The organism is Ruegeria haliotis (assembly GCF_013377785.1).
In the GTDB taxonomy this organism is placed as follows: domain Bacteria; phylum Pseudomonadota; class Alphaproteobacteria; order Rhodobacterales; family Rhodobacteraceae; genus Ruegeria; species Ruegeria haliotis.
Genome location: NZ_JABXWT010000008.1, coordinates 1 through 22317 on the forward strand (window position 1 = coordinate 1; position 22317 = coordinate 22317).

A 22317-nucleotide genomic window follows, 5' to 3' on the forward strand; every position below is an offset into this window, starting at 1 on the left:
GTTCACAGATCTCCTGTGATCCTATCGGGAGCTCGACCTCAGAACAGGGTCAGCCCAATTACGCATGCTTTGGGCCGCATGCGCCATGCTGGGCTCAGCTGTTGAACCAAGTCGGAGCATCGCCCTCTGACCACGGTGAGTTCTTGTTCATAACCTGCAAAAAGGCTTCGCATTCTATAAAGCGATTTAGCCACGATATTAAATTCAGCCACTCCTGCCCATCAAACCACATCCGATCTATATGGGCAAATTGCCGAACAAATGGCAGAAGCGCCAGATCGGCAATGGTGGGACGACTTCCGAACAACCATGACCGTCCGGCTAACCGTTCGTCGAGGTTGAGTAAGTAGCTTGCAGCTTTCTTACGCTCCACTTTGGGGTCCAGTCCCGGGTATCTCGTAGCGTATTTTGTGTGATCCAATGCAGCCTTGAATGGACCATCATTTACCTCGATCAGGTCCCAACCTGCCTGAGGCATGTCCAATAGCCGCTGCGGATCATTTTGTTGGAGCGCCCAGATCATGATTTCCAGACTTTCGTCTAAAACCTGGTCTGGCAGGCGAAGCGCCGGCACTGTTCCGGATGGGGAAGTCTGCAAGAAAGCCGCTGGTTTGTCCCGTAAGAGAATTTCACGCAACTCGACTCTGACACCCGAACTCAACAATGCAAGGCGAGCCCTTATGGCATAAGGGCAGCGGCGGAACGTCCAAAAAATTGGGTGGTGAACCATACGTGGATTTATCTGAAACCCACCAATATGGTCAAACCGTGCATTGCTTACTGACGTTTTGCTTCATCATTTGGATAGACATTTGTAAATCGGCAAAACGAGTTTTTGAGTTCCTGATTTTTTTGATCGATCTGGCAACAACGTCGCACCGAAATTCGATTTATGCTATAATGGTTCCGATTTCAGCGGATGAATTTACCATGTTAGCGCGGCAACTGCTCCAAGGCTTCTGTGGATCATGGAAACACCTGAGCTTCGTTTTGGTGTTCGGATTGGGTGCGGCGCTTGCTGAAACGTCTTATGCAAAACGCGTAGCCCTAGTGATCGGAAACGCACGATATGAACATGTATCGAATATTCCAAACTCGGCAAATGACGCCAACGACATCGCTGCTGCTCTCGAGCGGATTGGCTTTGAGGTCACCGCTAAAAAAAATCTAGACTACCGCGAAATGCGACTGACATTAAGGGATTTCTCTGAGGAAATGGCTGATGCCGAGATGGCGTTGGTCTATTTCGCAGGCCATGGGATCGAAATCGACAACACAAATTACCTGATACCGACAAATGCCGAACTCAGGAGTGACAAGGATGTAGAGTTTGAGGCAATCCGGTTGGAGTCGGTCTTGAATGCTGTATCGACCGCGAAAGGCCTGAAGCTTGTAATCGTGGATGCCTGTCGGAACAATCCGTTTGTGACGGATATGGTTCGAACCACTGCGACCCGGTCGATCGGACAAGGGCTGGGTCGCATCGACCCCAGCGGCGTTCTTGTAGGGTATTCTGCGCGTGGCGGGACGTTGGCGCTGGACGGTGACAGTCGTAACAGCCCTTACGCAGAAGCGTTTCTTGAGCATATCGAGGTTCCCGGGCTGGAACTCGGAAAAATGTTTCGCAAGGTACGAGATACGGTCTACGAGTTGACTGACGGATATCAGGAACCATTTACTTATGGCTCGCTGCCCGGGCATGATATTTTCCTCGTCCCAGCGGCGGTCCAAACACCTTCGGCCCCTGTAGAACTGCGACTAACAGCGCCTAAACCTGACCCCGAAGATGAGCGCGAGCAATCCGCCCAGCGGGTTTTGCGTGAAGCGATGGGACTGGACGACGAACAGGTCAAGCTGGGCGCCTTGCAGATGATTTCGCGGCTCTACCCGAACACGCGCGCAGGCCAATATGCTCATGGCGTTGCGGAAGCTATGAGTAGCACAAGTCGAAATGCGGCTACCTTCGTCACCCCGAAAACTAAGGTAATGTCACCTCGCATTGAAAGCGATCAGAATCAGTATTCCGTGCAGCAACGCCCAGCCCCGAATGTCGAGGAAAGTTTGAACCTGAACCGCACCGATTATCGGAGCATTCAACGTGGCCTGAACGTCCTTGGTTTCTCAGCCGGGCCTGTTGACGGGATATTCGGCACGCAATCGCGAGCCGCATTGCGAAACTTTCAATCCAAGAACGGCGTCGTCAGAACCGGCTACCTGACCGCCGAGAGCGTTGCGGTACTGAAAAACGTTGCTAAACCAGAGCCGCCAAAGCAAAACGGCCAGCAAACAAGAGGCCAGACTTTGGCAGCAATGCCCACGCCGCCCCCAAGCATTACGTCTCAAAACACTTTTTATGGCGACTACGTCATCGAACTCACAAGAAGAGTGGACCCACGCTACAAAGGTGGAGAACTCGCCAACGAAAGACCCAAAACGGTATTGAGATTGGTATACCGAAAATCAGCCGCCGGGTTCCAACTGGTCAGCGCTCAGGACTTTACCAAGGGAGGGGCGTCGCGGTCCAAAAAGTACCGTGCATCGCTGTCAGACAAAGGAAAACTGCGTATATCGGGAAGCACTGGATATTTGTTTGGGAAATCCAGAGCTGTACCTTTTTCGATCACTCAGAGATTTTCGTCGGGATTTGTGAAAGGAAAATCCATGTATTCCAATCAAGGTCGTTTTGACGACGCTTTCTTTGTCGACGTGACAATAACAAGACGCTGAAAAACAAGAGAATACGCAGCCCGCCGAAAGTCTCGTGCCTTCACGCAAGGTGACTGGCTTCAATCACCTGGATTTCCGTTTCACAATCATCGTGATCGAAACTGGACAAAACCGGCCACTCCCGCTCGGCATCTATTATCTCTGCTGTGGCCATTGTCATGCAAACTGGGCGACACCCTTCCGCGTCAGGCGCAAGTGTCTTGATCCATCTTTCCAGACGCGCAGTTACGTTAATAGTGGCACCGATAACGTTATAATGCATGGACCCACTGACCCCTAGCGTGCCGCCTAGCGCCTCGCCACTGTTCAGCGCAATTCGTAACCCATACCTGGGCTGATCACTCAGGGTAACATTAAGTTCGGACACAGCGGCCCGCATGGCCTGCGCACATCGCAATCCCGATTGAGCATCCTCCTTTATCTGATCCTGTGTTTCGCTTGGGATTGGTGCACCGAACACCACCAGGATTCCATCGCCGGTGTATTTCTCGACAAAGCCGCCATGGTCACGGGCAACTTCACCCAATCTGTCTAGAAGGCGTGCGACCCATGCCATGAAGTCATCCGCGTCCATTGAGTTTCCAATGCGGGTGGAGCCTTCGATATCAGCAAGCAGTGCCGTAACAAACAATCTGCGGGACTTGGGTTTGCCGCCTGACAGCAGGTTCTTGCGCTGTTGCCAGATCTCGGCGGATAACTCTTCGGACAGATGGGATGAAAAAACCTGGGCGATGGCGCGTCGTTGGTTGCGTGAAAATCCTGATATTATTGCAAAACCAAAAAGAAACCCAAAAGTCCAGGCCAGCAAGGATGGGACCACAGGCGCTAAAAGCGCGAATTGTTGAGAAGCAGACAGGCCGAGAGTGAGAAAAACACCGCCGACCAGTGCGACCAAAACCGCGTTGCCAGCACCCCGTACAAAGACTGAAACGCACGCCCCAGTACACGCAGAGACGAGAATAATCAGTGAAGAAAAAAGACCGTTCATTGAGGCTAGCGGGGAAAGTTGGCCATTGAAGTAGTCGATGAGTTGCTGAAGGATGGCGGCATGAATTTCTGCGCCAAAGGTAAAGCTGGCTCCGGTCGAACGATTGAGTGGCGTTGAAAAATAGTCTTTCACTGAATGGCTTGTGATACCGATTACAACCGCTTTTCCCTCAAATTGTTCAAGGCCCTTTCCGGCCAGAACACCTGCTGCCGGGACGCTATGCGCAATCGGCAGCTTGTTTTTGTATTCGATGATGATTTGATAGCCGGCAGTATCGACATTGCGAAACAGATTTGAGCCCTTTGCCAGTGGCTTCACAACATTGTCTCCCAACATTAGTATGCGCGGATTGTCGGGATTGGTCTTAAGTGCGGGTTGCCCGGTATGGGTCGCGGCCAGTTGCAACGGCAATGACAACGAAATCCCATCCTGCGTATTGACCAGCAATAAGGCGCGTCGACCAACGCCGTCAGGGTCAATCGGAATGTCAGAGAACCCTGATCGGGTACCAGCGGGGGCATCAATTTGCACGCCTCGGTGATCGGGTAATTTCGAAATCACAACGACCCGCGGATCGTTGAGAACTTCAAGCAGATCTTCTAGCCCTGCGCCTGCGGGAACGTCCCTGTAGATATCGACACCTACCGTCGTAGCACCGGCGGCTAGTAAGTTTCTTATTATCTGCGACAAATGGCTGTCGGGAACGGGCCAGCCCCATTCCCCCAGATCTTCGTCGGAAACGGTGACCAGAACAACGTCTTCTATCGGTTCAGGGTCGGCGGTGATGGTTGTTGTCCAGTCGTAGTGGACAAGCTCAAGAGGTTCCAACAAGCCTTTCTGTCGAAGTTCTATTAACGTGGTGCCGACGATCAGTGTGATGGCACCAACCAAAATCCACCGTTGCCAGATCGGCATTAGGGATGAGGCTCTGCTCCATACCCGGGTTCGGTTGTTCGGGGTCAAGAACCCACACCGGCTGAGGCCATGAGTTGCTCGAATTGGTCCGGTTTCGTCGCATGTATTCGCCCGCTTAGGCTAATGTCCACAAATTCGGAAAGCGCGTCGAACCAATACCCGTTTGCCGCGGGGTCGTTGAATCTAAAGCTTTCTGGGAAGCGCTCAATTAAACCGGTTGCTCTCTCGGCAACGGCGCCCGTGTTCTGGTCCAGCAGCGTGACGTGCCATACATAAACCAGGTTTGTATCCAGTTGAAAGTTCTGTCGGCCAAGATCCAACCCGTAGTCGCCAGCGGGGAATGGGCCCTTAATCCGAAACTGTGGGCCATCCGTTCCGGACGGGTTCAACCCTACGACTAAGTCCCCTCTGTGACCATGCGTCAGCCGCCAAACCAAGGGCGGAGATGGTAAAGTTGTAAGCCCGCCATCTTCCGGAACTAGCAACAGTAACATCCCAGATGTCGTTTCTGATGACACGTCCCTAGTTCCTGCGCCCATTCGATCCTTTGGCGCACCAATTTCGGGCGGAACAAAAATCACTTCATCGGTGGGGGCATCGTCTTCCTTTTCGCCGGCGGCCAGCGCAACCCCATCGACAATCAGCGGGTAGACCATTGAAAGGAAAAAAGCAGTTACTGAAACTCTGACCCACGACACAAGAAGCCTCGCGAAGAAAACGTTTAAGAAAAACCAAACATTGATGTCTCAGCGTAGGCTCGAATCCTATCGGAGTCCAGTTCGACCGCGGCAGTCCGGCTTACGGTTGTCGAGCAGTTTTGCGATAAGATTGCTAAAATGATCAGTGATAGGCAGGGTTGGTATTCATGCTTACTGTCGGCGTTTGGGTAAGCGGTCTCCGGCCTCTGCTTGTCGCTTTCTTATCTGTGATTGCCCCAGTATACGTTTAGGTCAAAGGCGAGCGTGTCGGACTTGTGATTGATGTTTCTGCCTGTGAACTTGTTCCAAATTTGTCTGGCCCGGCCAATGAAGCGGCATAGATTCCCGTCACCCTATAGCGCAGTGGACTCCTGGTCACAGAAAATCAAAATCTGAACTACAACTCCATGCGAACCGTATTGTGCGACTTTATCGAGGCTGTAGTCAGCCTTGATCTATTTGGGGCCACTGAATCGAAATCGAAAACACAGTCTAAGTGATACCTGCTTAAATACCGATCAACATCACCTAAGTAACCCAAATTGACTGTTTGTGTATGACCAGCCCTCGGTCCAACGGACCGACAGTTTCCGGGCTTGGCGGGTGATAACACAGAGCGCAAGACGGGTGTTTTGCGTTGTAGCGTTTCCTCCATTATTAGATCAGGACTACTACAGTGGCGAATGGCAACTTTGTTGCGCAACGTGTGTGTCGCTTTTTCGCAGGATTTTGCACCGCGGCGAATGTCCGAAATGCGAGCGTAAATGCAGCAACTAAATCTATGTTGGATGTCGGCTATGGGCCGTCAGGCATAACGGGTCTGAACGGACGGGGTAGTTTTGTTCAGCTCTATCCAATTCCCGAGCATAACCTTCGCCTACAAAGCACAGTGTATGCGGCAGCAGATAGTCCACCAACGCCCGGTCCAAAGTTTCGAACATACTCCGAAGGCTCGATTGTAGTCGTTTAGCCTCTTACTCGTCGGGCGAACACATGTTGTACTGCACCCCATTGACGTCACGCTGTGTCAGTTGGTGACCTTCTGCGAGACCTATAGACATGATGCCATCATCGGCAATTTGATCGATCCCGGTGCAGGATAGACAAGCATTTGCGCCGCAAATCTTCTGCATAAGATCGGCTGCTGATGATCCCACGGTGTCATCAACAAATAAATTATCAACGCCTTGAGAAAGTTGCAGCGACCAGCTTTGTCCAGGGTCTCTTCTAAGCAACGTCTGGAGATCGCTCAAAGGACCAGCCAAACGCATTCTGTTGGGGAAGCTACCTGTGTCAAAGAACTTGAGCATAACTTCTAGAAATTCGTTCAGTTCTTCGTTGTCGTTGATCAGGCTCTGCTCGCCAGCCTTACATGCCATATAACCCGCCATTTGGGCGTTGCGGGCGGCCTCGGGAAAACTATCAAGAACTCTCGCGCTGCTCTTACCGCTAAAAACCGCAACCGCGTCCTTAAGCGCTACTTCGAATTCCTTGTCGGTCGCAATAACGGCGTCGGCGGGTCTTGCTCCGCAACTGTCCTCGGGTGGTTCGGGACGAAGCCACTCGCTTATCGGGTCCTGAAATATGAACAGAACTGCAATCACACCAACTACAAGGATGGCAATAACTTGTGGTTTCATTGATCACAACGCCCGTTGAACTCAGAACGAATATGAATAATCTGATATCGCAGATCACTACCAATGCGCTGCCCAATATTCGCCTCGGCACACCCGGTTTCTGTAAACTCAAAAAAGAGTTCCTGGACAGGATCATTGCTCGGCAGGCCATCGTTTGAGTCGTCAAAGTCTAGCGAATTTAGCAGCGTTTCTGCTTCACTGCCGCTTGTCGCCGACAGAATGATCGTGTTCACCACGATGTCGCGAAACAGCCTTTCATCGAACTCTGCAAAGTGAAGATTGTTCAATGTTCTAAATGTTTCAGTTATTGGCAGACTGCTTTGATATTGATTCCGCGACATATCGTTCATGGCATCCAGATTGAATCCGTTAGACGCGGCACGGCTGCTGCTAGAGGTCCCTGTATATGTGATCGAACAATAGCTTGATGACTCGGAAAGTGTGCAAGAGCCGCTTCCTGATGCTCCAGCATCGTGTTGGTCGCATTCGCAGTCCTTAGCAAAAACACTTCCGGCGGAGACCAGCGCCGCAATCGCAGTGGTAGTGAAAATCGGCAATCTCATCGCAATCCACCCTCAAAAGTAAACATTTCAATGAGGCTAGCTTGCTTCAATCAACGGCGTTGAGTCAAATTCCCGGTGTGTGTCTTGCGGGGCCGAGACGACTTTTGGTGCTAACAAGCTCTGATCGAAAATACCGCTCACAGCGCTCGCAGCGAATGTCCGGAATGACTGGCCGCACCGCAGCATACGGATCCGTGAGTAAAGGGCCGGTATGGGCCGTTCGTATCGATATCGATAATGGGAGCCATTATCGTTACTGGTTTGCACTCGCAAACTTATCATTCACCTGCATGCAGTGCTGTATTAAGCGGTCCCCAACCTTAATCCAGTTACTGTGGGTCGAGCCGCAGCACCAAGAAAGTTAGCCAATCCGCCATTTCGTCGCTGACATCGAAATAGGGTTTGATGGGCTGAAATCCGAGCTTTTGGTACAATCCTCGCGCCTCGAATTGTTCTGGCCCGGTATCAAGATACATTCTTGCGTAACCCAATTCGCGGGCACGCTGGGTCAGATGCGTTGCAAGGGCCTGACCTACGCCTTGCCCGTGGAATTTTGGATCGACGAACATGCGCTTCATTTCGCAGGCATCTTTATCGATTGCGCGCAATCCCACACAACCAGCGAACTTCAGATCGACGCTCGCGATTAGCAGCGTGCCTGCGGGGGCTCCGTAAATGCCAGGCAGGTCTGACAGCTCGCTTTCAAACTCATCCGGATCAAAATAGCGGGCCACAAGGTCGTGGTAGGTGTGATGGCGCACAAACAGCCAATCGACCAAGGCCCGCATCATATCTTGCACAGCGCCGATTTCAGCCGGAGTCTCCACGGTTTTAACGGTGACGCGCTGTTTGACTAAGGATATCATTTGGATGTTCTTTCGCTGGTTCTTGGAGTTTCTGAAACGCGTGGCGACAAATACCAAAGCACCGCTGCCACAATGATCAGGGCTGGGATATCGCCCACCAAATGACCGATCTCCATGTGGTCGTGGCTGACTTGAATAGCCATAATCACGGCATGAACGATACTGGACCAGATGGTAAAACCGATCAGGCTCTTGTGGTTCTGCGGGGCTGAGGATGCCCGGATCAGGAACCATCCTAGAACCGCGTAAATTCCGCAGATCATCTGGAAATAGTGCTGACCTTCGCCACCATGCCAGACCCACCCCGAAGGCCAGATAGCGGCCAGTGGATAGATCAGAAAACAGATGGTTCCAAAGAGGACCAAAGCAATCTTTAATCCCTTTGCGCGGCTTTCGGGGCTCATGCTGCGTCTGCCTTAGGAATCCATGCATAAGGCGCAAACTCCGCGTCAAGCGGTAGGTCCAGTAAGTTGGCTGTCATGTTGCTTAGGGTCTTATTTGCAACGCCTATGATCACCTCCAAAGCCTGATCCGGGTGATAACCGGCTGCCAAAAAGCCCGCGTATTCTTCGCTGCAGCCACGACCACGGGCCGTTGTCAATTTCCGGGCAAAGCGCGCCAAGGCACCAAGCCGATCATCATCAGGGTCGCACCCTGCACGCATCGCTTGGACGTGGCTGTCACTTAGTTCGGCATCAGCAGCAAAAGCTGTGTGACCCGCGACGCAGTAGCGGCACCTGTTGGCCACGCTTACCGCAAGTTGGATCACTTCACGTTCGGCAGGTGTCAGGCTGCTGTCGCCAAATGCGCCGGTCAGCCCAGCAAACCCGGTCATCGCATCAGGAAGACCACCATAAACGGCATAGACATTGGGAACAAAGCCACGTGCTTGCGTGATCGCGTTGAATATCGGACGTGATTGCGGGGCGGCTGTCTGGGTCGTGTGGATGGGTAGGGTCATAAGCTCTCTCTGTTTTGCAGATCCGTGCTTGGAATGCTTCATATGATGAGACTTACCTGACAGCGTCCCTACGCGATGCTTTACAGATTGGAGCAAAACACTATACCGATTGGAGTATCTTACTACATTTTATGGAGTAATTTTGATGTCGCACAGTTATGGCCAATGGTGCCCCATCGCCAAATCAACTGAAATTTTGGGCGAAAAGTGGACCATGCTGATTGTACGCGAGCTGTTGATGGGCAGCACACGTTTCTCGGAGCTCCAGCGTGGTTTGGGGGCGATCTCTCCCACGCTTCTGACGCGCAGATTGGTCACGCTAGAGGAATATGACCTTGTCTATAAGCGTCGCATTCAAGGCGGTCGGGGGCACGAATACCTACCAACCGCAAGCTGTCGACAGCTGCAGCCGATCCTGCTGGCACTTGGAAGTTGGGGCATGGAATGGTCTAAGGCGTTTATGAGCGACGCGGATTACGACGTCGAGCTTCTGATGCTTTATCTTCAACGAAGTATTGTTCCCGAGAACCTGCCCGGCAGCAGGACGGTCGTGTTGTTCCAGTTTACGGATTTCGATGAGCAACCGAAATGGTGGATCACGGTTGAAGGTGGCAATGTTGATGTTTGCACCACCGATCCCGGCCTAGACGTGGACGTATTTATCACAACAAAGGTTCGCGCGATGGCGGATGCCTGGTTGGGCCACACAACCTATAAGGCGGCCAAAGCCTCTGGCGAGATGGAGATCATCGGACCGGCGGCTCTGACACGCAATATAACAAGCTGGCTTTCCGATTGCATTTTCGCAAGCCTGCCGAATGCCGAAGAGATTTTGGCGGCACGTTAGCGCATATGGAGTGCTGCGCGAGCGTGTTCCATAATGCTGTCGATAATCGTACCGGCGCGTTCAACGCTGTTCACCAGGCCAACGCTTTGACCTGCCCACATCGATAACGCTTCAATCTCACCGGTCATTGAATGATGGGGTGTCGTGGATTGATAAGCTTTGATTGGGGCGCTGCCCCGCATTGCAACCGTTTCACCGGACCGATGGCGTGTATTATTGCCGGGACGACCTTCTGCAAGCCAACGATCCGCTACGGCGTTACGCAGCACACGATGAGCGGCATTTGACCAGCCAACATTGTACAGATCGGTCTCGTGGAGTGTGTCTGAATGCTGGGCTGCAATAAGTTGCGCGATGTATTCGGAATGCGCCGCACTTTCTGGGGTCGCCAGAAAACGAGTTCCCATGACAACGCCGCTGGCCCCCAGACAGAGGGCCGCAGCCAACCCGCGCCCGTCCGAGATACCACCGGCCGCCAAAACTGGCACCGATCCCGCCATATCCACGACGGCCGGGATTAGTGGCAGCGTCGCGACCATCCCCCGAACATGCCCTCCGGCTTCCCAACCCTGCGCGACCAAAATATCTACACCCGCATCAACAGCGTGTTTGGCGTCAATCGCGGTCGATACCGTCTGGATCACCAAGGCCCCGTTGGTATGCACCTGCTTTACAAACGGCGCTGCATCCCCCCAGAAGAAATGCACAGCATTGGGACGATGCGACAGGCAAAGTTCCAATCGAGCTTCTTGTGGCATATCAAGGCAAAGGTTTACAGCAAACGGCGCGTCGGTTTTTGCACGCAGGCTTGTCAGTTCAGCCTCAATGGTATCCCTGCTGCTCCACGAGAAAGGTATGATCGGATAGCCGCCTGCATTGCCAACGGCAGCAGCCAAGTCGCTTTCTACTGCGCCGGCCATGGGGGCCAGTGCGATGGGGTGATCCACCCCGACCAGATCTGTAAACGCCGTCGAAGTTGCGGGGGCTTTGATCGTCTTTTCCATGATTGAATTCCTTTAAGCCGCGCGGCGGTTTCGATTGGCAATAAGGTGATCGGAAAGGGCCTGCGCATCGCCGCCCACGCCATCAATCAGTGCCGACTTCCGACGCCGCATGAAGGGCAAGCCCATGACGTAAAGTCCGGGTGCAACGACACCTTGATGGTGAATCAACATGCCTTTCTGGTCGAACACAGGAAGCTTCAGCCAACTGTAGTCGAGGGAACAACCTGTTGCCCAAACGATGGTCTGTATCGCGCCGTTTCTCAGATTGGATATGAGGCGTGGAGGGTTGGACAACAGCGTCGGGGACAACTGCTGCGCCTCGGGAAGGTCGGTAACGTTCAGGCGTTCAGCCCAATCGTCGAAATGCCTTAGAAGTCGGCTGATCTTCAGATCCGACATGGCACAGTGATTGGCAAGTGAGCCGGAAAACTGCGCCATACCGTTTTGAATGCCAGCCAGTCGACCGGTTACTGTAACCCCCATTGCCTGAAGTGTGTTCAGATCAATGGAATCTATTCCGGGATCACCAATCAGTTGAAAGGATGGCAGGCGGCGGGCACGGTCAATGTCATCCACCTCGTTGACGCGGACATCCAGAATACCGCTACGATCCATCCACCACTGAATATCCCGCCCACGATAGCGACGCGGCGCGCGGATATGCTCGCCAACGGCAAGGGTCACCGCATGCCCGGATGTGCCAAGCTCGGCAGCGATCTGCACACCGCTGGCCGAGGCCCCAACCACCAGCACACCGCCCTTCGCAACTTGGTCAGGCGATTTATATGTGCTAAGCGACAGCTGCATGATGCTTTCTGGAACAGCGCCCGCCAACTGAGGCAGTTTCGGCCGGGCGCAAGCCCCACTGGCGACAACGACATGGTCACAGATCCAATCGACCTTGTTGGTGCGAACCAGATAGTTGTTCCCATGAGACGTCACAGAATGAACAGCTGTGTGCTCTTCGACCGGAGCATTGATCGCATGGGCATAGTCACGCAGATACGCTGTGATTTGCGGCGTGTTCATATACCCATCTGGATCAGGTCCGGTATATCCATAGCTCGGCAACCGTGATTGCCAGTTTGGCGTAAGCAGCCGCAGGCTGTCCCACCGGTCTTTCATCCAGGACTGCGCCACCTCGCCCCGCTCTAACACGACATGCGCGACGGAGCGGTCCGAGAGACATTTGCTCATTGCGAGCCCGGCTTGCCCGGCGCCAATGATGACGGTCGAAATATGTCGCATGACACTCGCTCCTGTATTGATCGCGGTTTAAGCGACGACCACGTGTACGTTGGTCGGATTGGTCATCAGATCAAAAACTGTGGATCGCTTCTGCGACTGCGCGACCAAAGCGCGAATATCGTCGTCGCTTGCGTCCGCATCGATAGCGAAGGTTACGCGAACAGCACTGAAGCCGTTGCGAATGTCGGGATCCATACCCAATATTCCCCGCATATCCATGTCACCCTCGACAACGCACTGTACGTCATGCAGCTGGATGCCCCGGTGCTGCGCGACAGCAGCGATGCCGCCGGTCAGACAGCTCGCCAATGCGGATAGCGCGATTTCTGGGGGTGTCGGCGCGCTGTCACGCGCGGCGAAAACTTCTGGATGGTCCGAGCAAATTGAAAAAGTTTCTTTGCGTGTGTGTTCTTCACCCAGGCCGAAGTAACCATTGATGGTGCTGCGGCTTTCGCTGCCGTCAACCCAGTCACAAGTGCTGCGGAATGTGAATGATGCAGCTTGCGGCATCTCGGCAAATGCGTTCCGTGCCCCGATCAGGGCCTCGGTGTTTACACCATTTGAAACGGGTTTGTCTTGGGTTTGCGTGGTCATTGTGTTGTTCCTTTAAAAGCGTGTTGAGCTGTCGGTGCAGCTCGATATGGTGACTTTTAAGGAACGCGCACGGTGCGAGATACTTCACGGTCGAAAGCAATCCACTACATATTTGATAGTAAGCAGAAGCAGCTATTCAGAAGTGTGAAATGGACGGGTGCTTCGTCCCGCAATTAATGAGTTCGATACCTATCGATCTCGCTCACGCAGTGAATGGCCGGTCTGGTGAAGCTGCACCGCAGCGCTGAAACGCATGGCCAAGGTCGGCTATGGGCCGCGAGCGCGTGTAGTTTTAGATTGGAGGGGCGGCGCGCGCTGTGACCAACCGTCTGGCTGTAACTCTTTCGCGATGTATCATGTACAGCCCTGCACTGATGATGATGACAATACCAAGCAAGCTAAGCATGTTCGGGAAGTCGCTGAAAACAAGATAGCCGAACAAGGTCGCCACCGGAAGTTCAAAGTACTGCAGAGGGGCCAATGTTGCTGAAGGTGCAAACGAAAGCGCATAGGTCATCATCATATGGCTCACCGTCGCAAAAAACCCAGCTCCCAGAAGCCACAACAACGCGATGTCTGTTGGCCAAATGGGATCGAACAGCTCGGAGCCAGAACCTTGCGCAACCATTAGCATTGGAATGCAAAACAGGCTGGCAATCAGGCCTGTGTGAAATTGCAGGGCCACGGGGTGCATCCGACGCGACAATCCCCGCGTCACAAGGATGTAAAAAGCGAAGGCAACTGCCGTACCAAGTGGAATTATTGCGACCGCGCCGAAGGCCGCAAAACTGGGTTGGATGACGAACAATACCCCAACAAACCCAACAAGAGCCGCCCCGACACGGCGGGGGCCGACATCTTCATCAAGATAAAACTTGCCGACCAACAAGACTATGAACGGGGCGACAAACACGATTGCCAGCGCATCAGCAAGTGGCATCACTCGGATTGCGGCAATGAAGCAAAATGTTGCGAACACCAAAAGCACTGAGCGTAAAGCGAGCACCATCAATTGACCTCTCGCCACGCGCAACGACAGTCCCATTATCCAGATGAACGGTGCCATCAACGCGCACTGCACCACAAAGCGTGCAGCCGTTATCTGCCCAACTGGCACGCTGGCCGATGCCAGTTTCGCAGCTACATCCAGCAAAGGAGCGGTTAGGCAAAACCCAAGCATCAGCGCAACGCCTGCAAGGATACGATCCGTAGATTGAGGTATGGAATCAGTGGTGGCCATCCCATCATGTAGAAATGTCGTCAAAGGCGTGTCTGTTCTCAATGCGACGCCGGGCAAAAGTCCCGCAATCCGCGAGTTCGGGCTGGATTAGATTTTGCGCCCGCAGCGAACGGCAGGTTCGACGGGCCGCACAGCAGCATCAAATGGCCGGGTTCAAGGCCGGCTCTGGGCCGCCAGCGAAGACGGCCCTCCAGGATTAGATTTCAATGGCTTCCGCGATGGCCAATGCGTCTTCGAGTTCAGCGCCTAGATATCTGACTGTGCTGTCCATCTTGGTGTGTCCAAACAGCAGCTGTACCGCTCTGAGGTTGCCAGTTTTCTTGTAAATCTGCGTCACTTTTGTCCGTCGCATGGAATGTGTTCCGTAAGCGCTCGCCTCCAATCCAATCGAGGTGACCCAATCACGCACGATCCGTGCGTACTGGCGTGTGGAGATGTGCAAACGCTCATGAAATCGCCCAGGCCACAGATATTCGGATCCGACCATCAGCTCGTCTTCCATCCAATTCTCGACAGACGCCCGCGTTCCTTCGGAGATATCGAAGCGCGCAGATTTCTGAGTTTTGCTTTGCAGCACGGATGCGCGTTCCTTGATCTGTCCTGAAGCCATCACGTCGACGACCTTCATCTTCACGAGATCGCAGCCGCGGAGTTTGCTGTCGATCGCCATGTTGAACAGTGCGAGATCGCGATGGTTTTCGGCCAATTCAAGTCGCACTCTGATTGCCCAGACATGTTTTGGCTTGAGTGGTTGCTTCTGACCAACGATCCGACCTTTGTTCCATGCAGGCCGCAGCGCGCGGATGGCAGGTAGGTTTGGTGTTTCCATAGCTGATCCTCCGATCCGCCATGCCCTCCCACAACGACAACCCGACGTTGACCGAAACGCCATACCACAGGATGCCGCGCCACATCCGAAATCGGCCACGTGTCCTCACTACATGATTTCAGTGATGCAGCGAATGTCGGCTTCAGAGTGGCATGCTAAAGAGGCTACATAAGTGGTCACGGATTTGCCGATACACAAGGCGAATGCCAGATTGAAACCACATCTTTCACCAGCATCGGGGGCCTTGGAAAAAGCGTTAGGCCCACGAACGTTGTAATACCGTCGCCAAGTGGTTATGTTAAGTCCACTAAAGTTCTGGTTTTCTGCGGCCTAGGCGTATCGCCTGCCAGAGTGAACTAAGGTCTTCCATCATAAAAATTCAGCTGTCACGTCCTCTATTTGGATCTGATGTTTGGGAAGGTTGCCGATGTTTTCGCGCACAACCACATCGCTTGTGACGTTTGTTGATCCGTTTGTGGTGATCAGACCCACCGATGGCTTGCCAAAGAACCACAACGCAACTGTTGATCAAATGAACTTCGAGTAGGCCCGAACTGCCCCTTCGGTCATCGTGCCTTGGTATGGCTCGGGCGCGAGACCAAGATTGCACAAAAAGACACAAAACAGCGAGGCGGCGCTTTCTCCGCCAGAGGATCTAAAATGACATTTCCAGAATGGACGAAACCAGGCATCTACGGTGCTTTGTGTGGTGCGATTGTGGTCTCAATCCTTGGCTTTACCTGGGGCGGTTGGACAACCAGCGGTAGCGCTCAAGAATTGGCGAAGGACCGTGCAAGCGAAGAAGTGACGCTCGCGATGGTGCCGGTTTGCTTGAACAGGTCAGCCGCTGACCCCAGGCGTGAAGAGATAATCTTAACCCTCCAAGAGGCCTCTGGCTTCAGTCGTCGCAAGGCTATGATGGATACGGGTTGGGCTACGCTGCCGGGGTCGGAAACGCCAAGCCGCGACCTTGCAGATGCCTGTATCGCGGGGCTTGATCTGGATGGATCCTGACTCAGAGGCAATGCCGCAACTCTGTCGGACGACTTGGGGAGCACATCTGTCACCAGGCATTCAGATGATTGCAGCGCTGATTGTGCTCCCAATCTGTGCTCCGCTTCTGATTTCAACGCCTGCGCATGCTCAATCCATATCGCAACCTGTGCCTGAAAATGCCACTGCAAAGAGCTACGGTGAAGGTTGGAAATGTAACGCCGGGTATAGGCTGAGTGGCGACGTCTGCGCCGTTGTCATAGTGCCAGCAAATGCGTATCCGACCAACCGCACCTATGGCTCTGGTTGGGAATGTCTTCATGGTTTTCGCAAGACCGATGATACGGCCTGTGTTGCGGTGATTGTACCTGATGGCGGGTTTCTTGATCCATCAGGTGAGCGCTGGCATTGCTCTCGCGGTTTTCTAAAAATCGACGACATGTGCCAAGAAATTGTGGTGCCGGCCAACGCATATCTAGCAGCCACGACCTATGGACCCGCATGGGAATGCAAACGTGGGTTTGAAGTATTGGACGACCTTTGCGTTGCCATTGAAGTCCCGGCCAACGCGTATCTGAATTCAGCAGGATACGGTCAGCCCTGGACATGCGAGCGTGGATTCTTTGAACAGGATGGGTCGTGCGCGGCCGTTGTGATCCCTGAACATGCCTACTTTGACGATGCAACTTACGGTACGGGATGGAAGTGCGAGCGGGGATACGCAGCCTCAGGTGTGAGCTGTGAAGTAATAGACCTTCCTGCGAACGCCCATCTCGACAGGTCCGGAAACCGTTGGGACTGCAACAAGAATTTCAAGTTGTCTAAAGGTCTGTGCGTTCTCGATAGCTGAGCGCGCGGCACGATATTCTCGACTTCATTACCCGATGGTGACGGCATCGTTGCCTTCGGCGTCGACCACATAAAGGAAACATCATGAAAACCGACTTTAACGCGGCAAACACTATCCGTCGTCCAGTCAGCGGTGCACAAGCGCCGCCATTGGTCCGCGAAGAACCGATAAGATCAACCTCTGCCACTCAGATCGTCTTGCCACCAACTGCGATTGTCTATTGCCAAGGTAACTTCGCCAAAATTGATGGCAAAACCGCAAATGGCCTCGTTCGTCATTCAGAGGCCTACAGGATCCTGTCTGTCATCGATAGCGACCACGACGGTGAAGACAGCGGGCTGGTTCTTGACGGTACAGTAAACCACATTCCGGTCTTCAGCAGCCTGGATGCTGCTGTTGCCCATGAAGCCGAGATCCCCAACGCCTTTATTTACGGGATGGCACCATCTACGGGGAGACTCTCATCGACAGATCGCGACGTTGTTCTCGACGCGATATCACTAGGTATGAACATCGTCAGTGGATTGCATGAATATCTGAGCGATGATCCAGAAATTGCGTCTTTTGCGGCCGAACGCAAAGTCACCATACGCGATATTCGAAAACCTAAACCCAGCAAGGATATGCGCCTGTTCGACGGAAGTATTGCAGGTGTGAAAGCGCTGCGCATAGCGGTTCTTGGAACCGATTGCGCCATTGGAAAACGGACAACAGCGACCGTCTTGGCCCGTGCCTTGAACGCAAGAGGCATCAAGACTGTTCTTGTTGGTACGGGCCAGACGGGTTTGATGCAGGGCGCAAAATATGGTGTGGCAATGGATGCCGTGCCGCCGCAGTTCTGTTGCGGCGAGCTTGAAGGTGCGATTGTTGACGCTTCCGAGGCTGAACAACCCGATGTCATATTGATCGAAGGTCAAGGGGCGTTGAGTCATCCGGCGTTCTGCACATCCGCCTTTATCCTGCGGGGCAGCCAGCCGGACGCCGTGATCCTTCAGCACGCTCCAAAGCGCGCACATCGCTGTGATTTTCCCAATATGCCAATGCCCAAGCCTGCAAGTGAGATTGCCCTCATCGAAACGTTTGCTGACACAAAAGTCATCGGCGTCACGCTCAATCACGAGGGGATGTCTGAGGCGGAGATTACCGACACTATCGCCGCACAGTCACAAATACTCGGGTTACCCGTAACGGATGTACTCAGCCGACCGGCATCGCATTTGATAGCAATGGTTGTCGCCGCCTATCCTGGGTTACATCAATCCACGCCTGTGGCTGCGATATGAGTACACCCCGCATTGAGGTGCATCTGAGCAAGATACGCCACAATGCAAAGACTGTGATCGGACGCCTCAGGACTCGCGGCATCAGCGTCACCGGTGTGACCAAAGCAGTGTGCGGGCATCCAACCATCGCTCGGGCTATGCTGGACGGTGGCGCTGTGGGACTTGCAGAAGCGCGTCTTAGCAACGTGCGGAAGTTACGCAATGCGGGCATGACATGCCCGATCACCTTGATCCGCACACCAACGCTGAGCCAGGTCGATCAGGTCGTCCAGTACTGTGAGACAAGCTACAACACAGAGATCCTCGTGATTACCGCTCTGGCTGCCGCCGCGATCCGGAAAGACTGTATTCACGGCATTATCCTGATGGTTGAGATGGGCGATCTGCGCGAAGGGATCATGCCAAAAGACCTCGACTCAATTGCACAACAAGTGGTGGACATGCCCGGTGTCGCGCTGAAGGGCATCGGAGCGAACTTCGCATGTCTGAGTGGAATTTCCCCGAATGCCGCAGACATGGACGCCTTGTCTGTCCTGGCGAATGACACAGAGGGACAGTGTGGTTCCTTCCTTCAGACGGTATCTGGCGGTAACTCGGCCAACCTTCCTTGGGCCCTCGGTGGACATCCAGTTGGTCGCATCAACGATTTAAGGCTGGGCGAAGCAATCCTTCTGGGCGTTGATCCGGTATCCGGAGATCAGATTGGCGGGATGTATACGGACGCCTTTACGCTTGTCGCCGAGGTCATTGAAACAGGGTCCAAACCTGCAACTCATCCTCAGAGCATCTGCGACCCGGTATTCAAAAAACTTCACCTGGTCCCAAAAAGCGGACAGAGCACACAATTAATCCTCGCCATTGGTCAGCAAGATACGGACGTTTTCGGGCTTTCGATGCCTCCTAGAAATGGACTCATCGGTGCAACAAGCGATCATCTTGTCATCGGCACATCCCATTCGACACAGAGCGTAGGATCGGAAATGAGGTTCCAAATGAACTATAGTGCGTTGATGAAAGCTATGTCCGCTCCTGACGTAAAGACAAGGCTGCTCCATCGCAGTCCTTCACGTCACGTGCGTGTATCTCAAGGACCAGGCAATCACCTGGCATCAATTTGAAATACTCAACTGATAAATGCGCCGTTGAAAACGGATAGGAGAATAACCATTGGCAAAGCTGAAAAAAACAACTGTCTTCAATGTTCCCAAGGCGGAAACACCGATGGACAAAACAACGCGGGTCGTTAGGGAAATGGTCAACGAAGAAGCAGAACAAAGACAGATCAAGAACGCCCGGCTTCGCAAAACTCGGCTCGAAAGGGATGCGAACACACCATCTGAAGCCTGTCCCTCGAAGCCCGTCAAAAAGCGGTGACCGGATCGTTGGCCCTCTTTTTCGCGCAACTTGATTGAGCGAAACACAAACAAAGCAGCTAGCGAGCACTGTTTTTCTCATGCATCAGTAGCGCCCGTACTCGTTTCAAGGATATTGCCATGACACTCTCAGATGAGAGCTCAGAAAAAGTTCACTATATCTGCCAGACATATGTCGAACAGAAGCCAGGACGAGGAGGGCAAGGAAGCCTGAAAATTGGCAAACAATTTGAGTACTCCACGGCTGCGGAGGCACAAAACAGAGCAGAAAGAGAAGCGCAATCCGACGATTGCGCGGGCGCCGATGCATACATGGTCAGTGAGGATCCGAACAGTGGTGAGGTTGGGTCGCCAAGTTTCCTCATTCGGCTTGGCAATGTCCCGGAATTTGACGAGTTTTAGATATCTATCTGGCTTTAGCTTTGCACTCTAATTGCACTCCGAATGCGGCACGACCTCGATCGAAAGCTCTTTTATTGTTTTCCAGCAGAATAGATTGTTTTGGGTGTGAGTTTTGCCGAGAAACTGGGTCATGAACACCCAAAAAGCGATCATTGGTGCAAGCGTCGCAAATGCTAACTTTGTCCATATTCTGCGAATTTGGCTGGCCTGAGATTTTGCGTTTGCAGCGAACGGCAGGTTCGACGGGCCGCGCCGCAGCATGACAAACTGCGGGTGAATGTAGGGAATGGGCCGGGTCTTCACATCATCAACGCCTTGCTGACCTGCGCTTGCTTATTCGGGTATTGCGAGACGTCCACGCTGCGCTCAATCAGAGCATCGCTGAGTTCTTTCTCACTTAAGCCCTCTATCGCTTCGGTCGTCATCTTCATGAAGTTGATCCGGCATTTGAGCGGGCCGTTTGTTTCCCCAAAGATGTGCCGATCCTGAAACCTGAATTCATCCGAATATTTGGTCATGAAGTAGGCCAGGAAGGTGTTGATGCTGGTCCGTACACGTGGGTCATCCGCCATCAAATCCGAGGATGCATCAAGCGTCTCGCGCATCAGGGTGACCCATCGCTCCACCCCTTTGTCGTTCATCAGCGCCATCGCATTGTGCGTGTGATGAAAACTCAATCGGAACTCTGCGCCGTGATAATGCGGACCGCCACCCATGGCATCAATCCACATCGATGCCTGTGTCGCAATATGATGGTTTAGCCCACCAACCCATTTAAAGACAGATGTAAACCAGGGCTCATCCGCAAAGACGCGTTCGTAGAACCCGCGCACGATGTCGACAATCTGGTCCTGTCCGAGGACTGAGTAAAGCTGCCAAAACTGGATGGGTTTCGTGATGTCTCCGGGCGCAGTCAGCGAGACTACCTCTGGCATCCGATGCGCGTCTGGTGGCAGTACCCCGTTTTCGATTGCCGCGTTGATATAGGACTGCTGGATCTTCTCGCTCATGTAGCCATGGCGCGTTGGGAATTTGGGAAGGTCAACACGGGTCATTGGGTGAATTCCTTGGGGCGTCTTATCGCGTTGCTTCATGGGAATTGTGCCTACAGGCCGGCAATGCGCCAGTGCAGATCAGTTGCTAACGCGAAAGACCAAATGCCTTGCGGTACTTTGGTATAAAGAGCTCCTTTCCCTTCATCTTGCGGGTGATCCAATCGCCGACAGTCGCAAAGAGCCAACTGTTGCCAATCTTAGGTCCTAAAGGAACGAGGATCGGTGCCATTTTCCAAGGCGCATAGGGCTTTTGATCTTCGATCGCCTGTCCGTTCAACACCTGTTTCAATGTTCTGATCAACCATGGGTTCTGCCTGGAGATCGCGACAATCGTCATACCATCACCGACGTCGGCGATGTCGCCCGCGATGAAGACAATCGGAAAGTCCGACGGGCGCAACCACTTGTCGGTTTTAATCCGGCCTGATGGTACAGCGTTCACCCCAGGCAATGTCTGGATCAAGGCCGTATTTGGCTTCGATCCGACGACCGGAAACACCAGATCAGCGGTGACAACCCGGCCATCGGTCAGTTTCACTGACCCGGCGTAGGGCACATCCATACGTTGTAGATCCTCGACTCTTTGACCAAGCACGACAGATACGCCAGCGCGTTCAAGTTTGCGTTTGAGCTGGGTCCCGAGCCTGGCTGGATACATCGGGAAAAGGGTATCGTCCGACGAAATCAAAGTGATGTCCTTGCCCGGTTGTGCTGCAGCGATTTCACCTGCCAGCTCTGTGCCGACTGCACCAGCCCCGACGATGGCTACCGATTTCGCGGCTGCCAATTGCGCGCTGACATCCGCGCTGGCCTTGCGAAAATCATCAATGCTGTCGCCTGCTGGTTTGAACGGTGCTGCATAAGACGACCCCGTGGCCAGGACGATGAAATCGGCCGGATAGACGTTGCCATCTTCCAGGGTCACTTCGGATTGAGACACCGATACAGCGCGGCCACGCACGACCTGCCCAGTCTTCAGCAAACGATCATACGGCAGGACGATCTGATCCAGCAAAGCAGGGTCCAGGAGCGCTCGAATTGTCGCCGGCGGCTGCACGAAAGCTTCGCATTGCTCGATCAGTGTGACATCGGCATGAGCATCCAATTCTTTAGCAACCTCATAGCCGACATATCCGCCACCAACTATCACTACCTTTTTCTTGGCCATGCCGATCCTCATTGCGTACGCGTGTTCCAGGCAGTAGTTAGAAATACATGGTCAGGACGACAAGTACGGTCAT

General features: G+C 53.3%; 24 protein-coding genes. 8 read left to right on the forward strand and 16 right to left on the reverse strand.

Annotation, left to right across the window (positions count from 1 at the left end):
• Positions 1-94: 94 nt before the first annotated feature.
• Positions 95-730, reverse strand: a complete 636-nt coding sequence (locus HW561_RS13985) for a glutathione S-transferase (protein ID WP_176865794.1) — start codon at positions 728-730, stop codon at positions 95-97.
• Between HW561_RS13985 and HW561_RS13990 the strand changes: the two genes are divergently transcribed.
• Positions 664-2727, forward strand: a complete 2064-nt coding sequence (locus HW561_RS13990) for a caspase family protein (RefSeq protein ID WP_235962902.1) — start codon at positions 664-666, stop codon at positions 2725-2727. The genes HW561_RS13985 and HW561_RS13990 overlap by 67 nt on opposite strands.
• Before the next feature lie 40 nt (positions 2728-2767).
• Here HW561_RS13990 and HW561_RS13995 read toward each other — a convergent pair whose 3' ends face one another.
• The 7 genes from HW561_RS13995 to HW561_RS14025 form a co-directional block, all read right to left on the reverse strand.
• A complete protein-coding gene (locus HW561_RS13995) occupies positions 2768-4630 on the reverse strand; it encodes a CHASE2 domain-containing protein (protein ID WP_176865798.1) in 1863 nt (620 codons plus the stop codon).
• Between the two features lie 44 nt (positions 4631-4674).
• Positions 4675-5328 (reverse strand): DUF928 domain-containing protein, encoded by a 654-nt coding sequence (locus HW561_RS14000; RefSeq protein ID WP_176865800.1) that lies wholly within the window; start codon positions 5326-5328, stop codon positions 4675-4677.
• Positions 5329-6302: 974 nt separating this feature from the next.
• A complete protein-coding gene (locus HW561_RS14005) occupies positions 6303-6968 on the reverse strand; it encodes a hypothetical protein (RefSeq protein WP_176865802.1) in 666 nt (221 codons plus the stop codon).
• Positions 6965-7531, reverse strand: a complete 567-nt coding sequence (locus HW561_RS14010; protein WP_176865804.1) for a hypothetical protein — start codon at positions 7529-7531, stop codon at positions 6965-6967. Before HW561_RS14010 ends, HW561_RS14005 begins: the two co-directional genes overlap by 4 nt.
• A gap of 329 nt (positions 7532-7860) precedes the next feature.
• Positions 7861-8397 (reverse strand): GNAT family N-acetyltransferase, encoded by a 537-nt coding sequence (locus HW561_RS14015; protein WP_176865806.1) that lies wholly within the window; start codon positions 8395-8397, stop codon positions 7861-7863.
• Entirely contained in the window at positions 8394-8801 is a 408-nt protein-coding gene (locus tag HW561_RS14020) for a DUF6632 domain-containing protein (protein ID WP_176865808.1), read from the reverse strand. The genes HW561_RS14015 and HW561_RS14020 overlap by 4 nt, the downstream gene beginning before the upstream one ends.
• Positions 8798-9358 (reverse strand): carboxymuconolactone decarboxylase family protein, encoded by a 561-nt coding sequence (locus tag HW561_RS14025; protein ID WP_176865810.1) that lies wholly within the window; start codon positions 9356-9358, stop codon positions 8798-8800. Before HW561_RS14025 ends, HW561_RS14020 begins: the two co-directional genes overlap by 4 nt.
• 145 nt (positions 9359-9503) lie before the next feature.
• Here HW561_RS14025 and HW561_RS14030 point away from each other — a divergent pair, with 145 nt between their 5' ends.
• A complete protein-coding gene (locus HW561_RS14030) occupies positions 9504-10205 on the forward strand; it encodes a winged helix-turn-helix transcriptional regulator (protein ID WP_074739126.1) in 702 nt (233 codons plus the stop codon).
• Here the strand turns inward: HW561_RS14030 and HW561_RS14035 are convergent.
• The 5 genes from HW561_RS14035 to HW561_RS14055 all read right to left on the reverse strand — a co-directional run bounded on the left by HW561_RS14035 (position 10202) and on the right by HW561_RS14055 (position 15120).
• The gene (locus tag HW561_RS14035; protein ID WP_176865812.1) at positions 10202-11209 is read right to left on the reverse strand and encodes an NAD(P)H-dependent flavin oxidoreductase; all 1008 of its coding nucleotides are present in this window, start codon (positions 11207-11209) and stop codon (positions 10202-10204) included. The genes HW561_RS14030 and HW561_RS14035 overlap by 4 nt on opposite strands.
• A 12-nt stretch (positions 11210-11221) precedes the next feature.
• Positions 11222-12457, reverse strand: coding sequence for an NAD(P)-binding domain-containing protein (locus HW561_RS14040; RefSeq protein WP_176865814.1), 1236 nt, complete (start codon positions 12455-12457; stop codon positions 11222-11224).
• Between the two features lie 27 nt (positions 12458-12484).
• Positions 12485-13051, reverse strand: a complete 567-nt coding sequence (locus tag HW561_RS14045; protein WP_176865815.1) for an OsmC family protein — start codon at positions 13049-13051, stop codon at positions 12485-12487.
• 292 nt (positions 13052-13343) lie between these two features.
• The gene (locus tag HW561_RS14050; protein WP_235962903.1) at positions 13344-14291 is read right to left on the reverse strand and encodes a DMT family transporter; all 948 of its coding nucleotides are present in this window, start codon (positions 14289-14291) and stop codon (positions 13344-13346) included.
• Positions 14292-14487: 196 nt separating this feature from the next.
• Positions 14488-15120, reverse strand: coding sequence for a tyrosine-type recombinase/integrase (locus HW561_RS14055; RefSeq protein ID WP_176865817.1), 633 nt, complete (start codon positions 15118-15120; stop codon positions 14488-14490).
• 660 nt (positions 15121-15780) lie between these two features.
• Here HW561_RS14055 and HW561_RS14060 point away from each other — a divergent pair.
• The 6 genes from HW561_RS14060 to HW561_RS14085 all read left to right on the forward strand — a co-directional run bounded on the left by HW561_RS14060 (position 15781) and on the right by HW561_RS14085 (position 20021).
• A complete protein-coding gene (locus HW561_RS14060) occupies positions 15781-16134 on the forward strand; it encodes a hypothetical protein (RefSeq protein ID WP_176865819.1) in 354 nt (117 codons plus the stop codon).
• Complete coding sequence (locus HW561_RS14065) at positions 16124-16963, forward strand: hypothetical protein (protein ID WP_235962904.1); 840 nt, start codon at positions 16124-16126, stop codon at positions 16961-16963. The genes HW561_RS14060 and HW561_RS14065 overlap by 11 nt, the downstream gene beginning before the upstream one ends.
• A 197-nt stretch (positions 16964-17160) precedes the next feature.
• Positions 17161-18246 (forward strand): DUF1611 domain-containing protein, encoded by a 1086-nt coding sequence (locus HW561_RS14070; protein WP_235962905.1) that lies wholly within the window; start codon positions 17161-17163, stop codon positions 18244-18246.
• On the forward strand, positions 18243-19364 hold the full coding sequence (locus HW561_RS14075; RefSeq protein WP_176865823.1) for an alanine/ornithine racemase family PLP-dependent enzyme: 1122 nt from the start codon (positions 18243-18245) through the stop codon (positions 19362-19364). The genes HW561_RS14070 and HW561_RS14075 overlap by 4 nt, the downstream gene beginning before the upstream one ends.
• Positions 19365-19413: 49 nt before the next feature.
• Complete coding sequence (locus HW561_RS14080; protein WP_176865825.1) at positions 19414-19620, forward strand: hypothetical protein; 207 nt, start codon at positions 19414-19416, stop codon at positions 19618-19620.
• Positions 19621-19739: 119 nt separating this feature from the next.
• Positions 19740-20021: a hypothetical protein gene (locus HW561_RS14085; RefSeq protein WP_176865828.1), complete on the forward strand. Its 282-nt coding sequence runs from the start codon at positions 19740-19742 to the stop codon at positions 20019-20021.
• A 27-nt stretch (positions 20022-20048) separates the two neighbouring features.
• Here the strand turns inward: HW561_RS14085 and HW561_RS14090 are convergent, their stop codons facing one another.
• The 3 genes from HW561_RS14090 to HW561_RS14100 all read right to left on the reverse strand — a co-directional run bounded on the left by HW561_RS14090 (position 20049) and on the right by HW561_RS14100 (position 22289).
• Positions 20049-20324: a hypothetical protein gene (locus tag HW561_RS14090; RefSeq protein WP_176865830.1), complete on the reverse strand. Its 276-nt coding sequence runs from the start codon at positions 20322-20324 to the stop codon at positions 20049-20051.
• Positions 20321-21076, reverse strand: coding sequence for a globin domain-containing protein (locus tag HW561_RS14095; protein ID WP_176865832.1), 756 nt, complete (start codon positions 21074-21076; stop codon positions 20321-20323). Before HW561_RS14095 ends, HW561_RS14090 begins: the two co-directional genes overlap by 4 nt.
• 85 nt (positions 21077-21161) lie before the next feature.
• Complete coding sequence (locus tag HW561_RS14100) at positions 21162-22289, reverse strand: NAD(P)/FAD-dependent oxidoreductase (RefSeq protein WP_328803291.1); 1128 nt, start codon at positions 22287-22289, stop codon at positions 21162-21164.
• Positions 22290-22317: the final 28 nt, after the last annotated feature.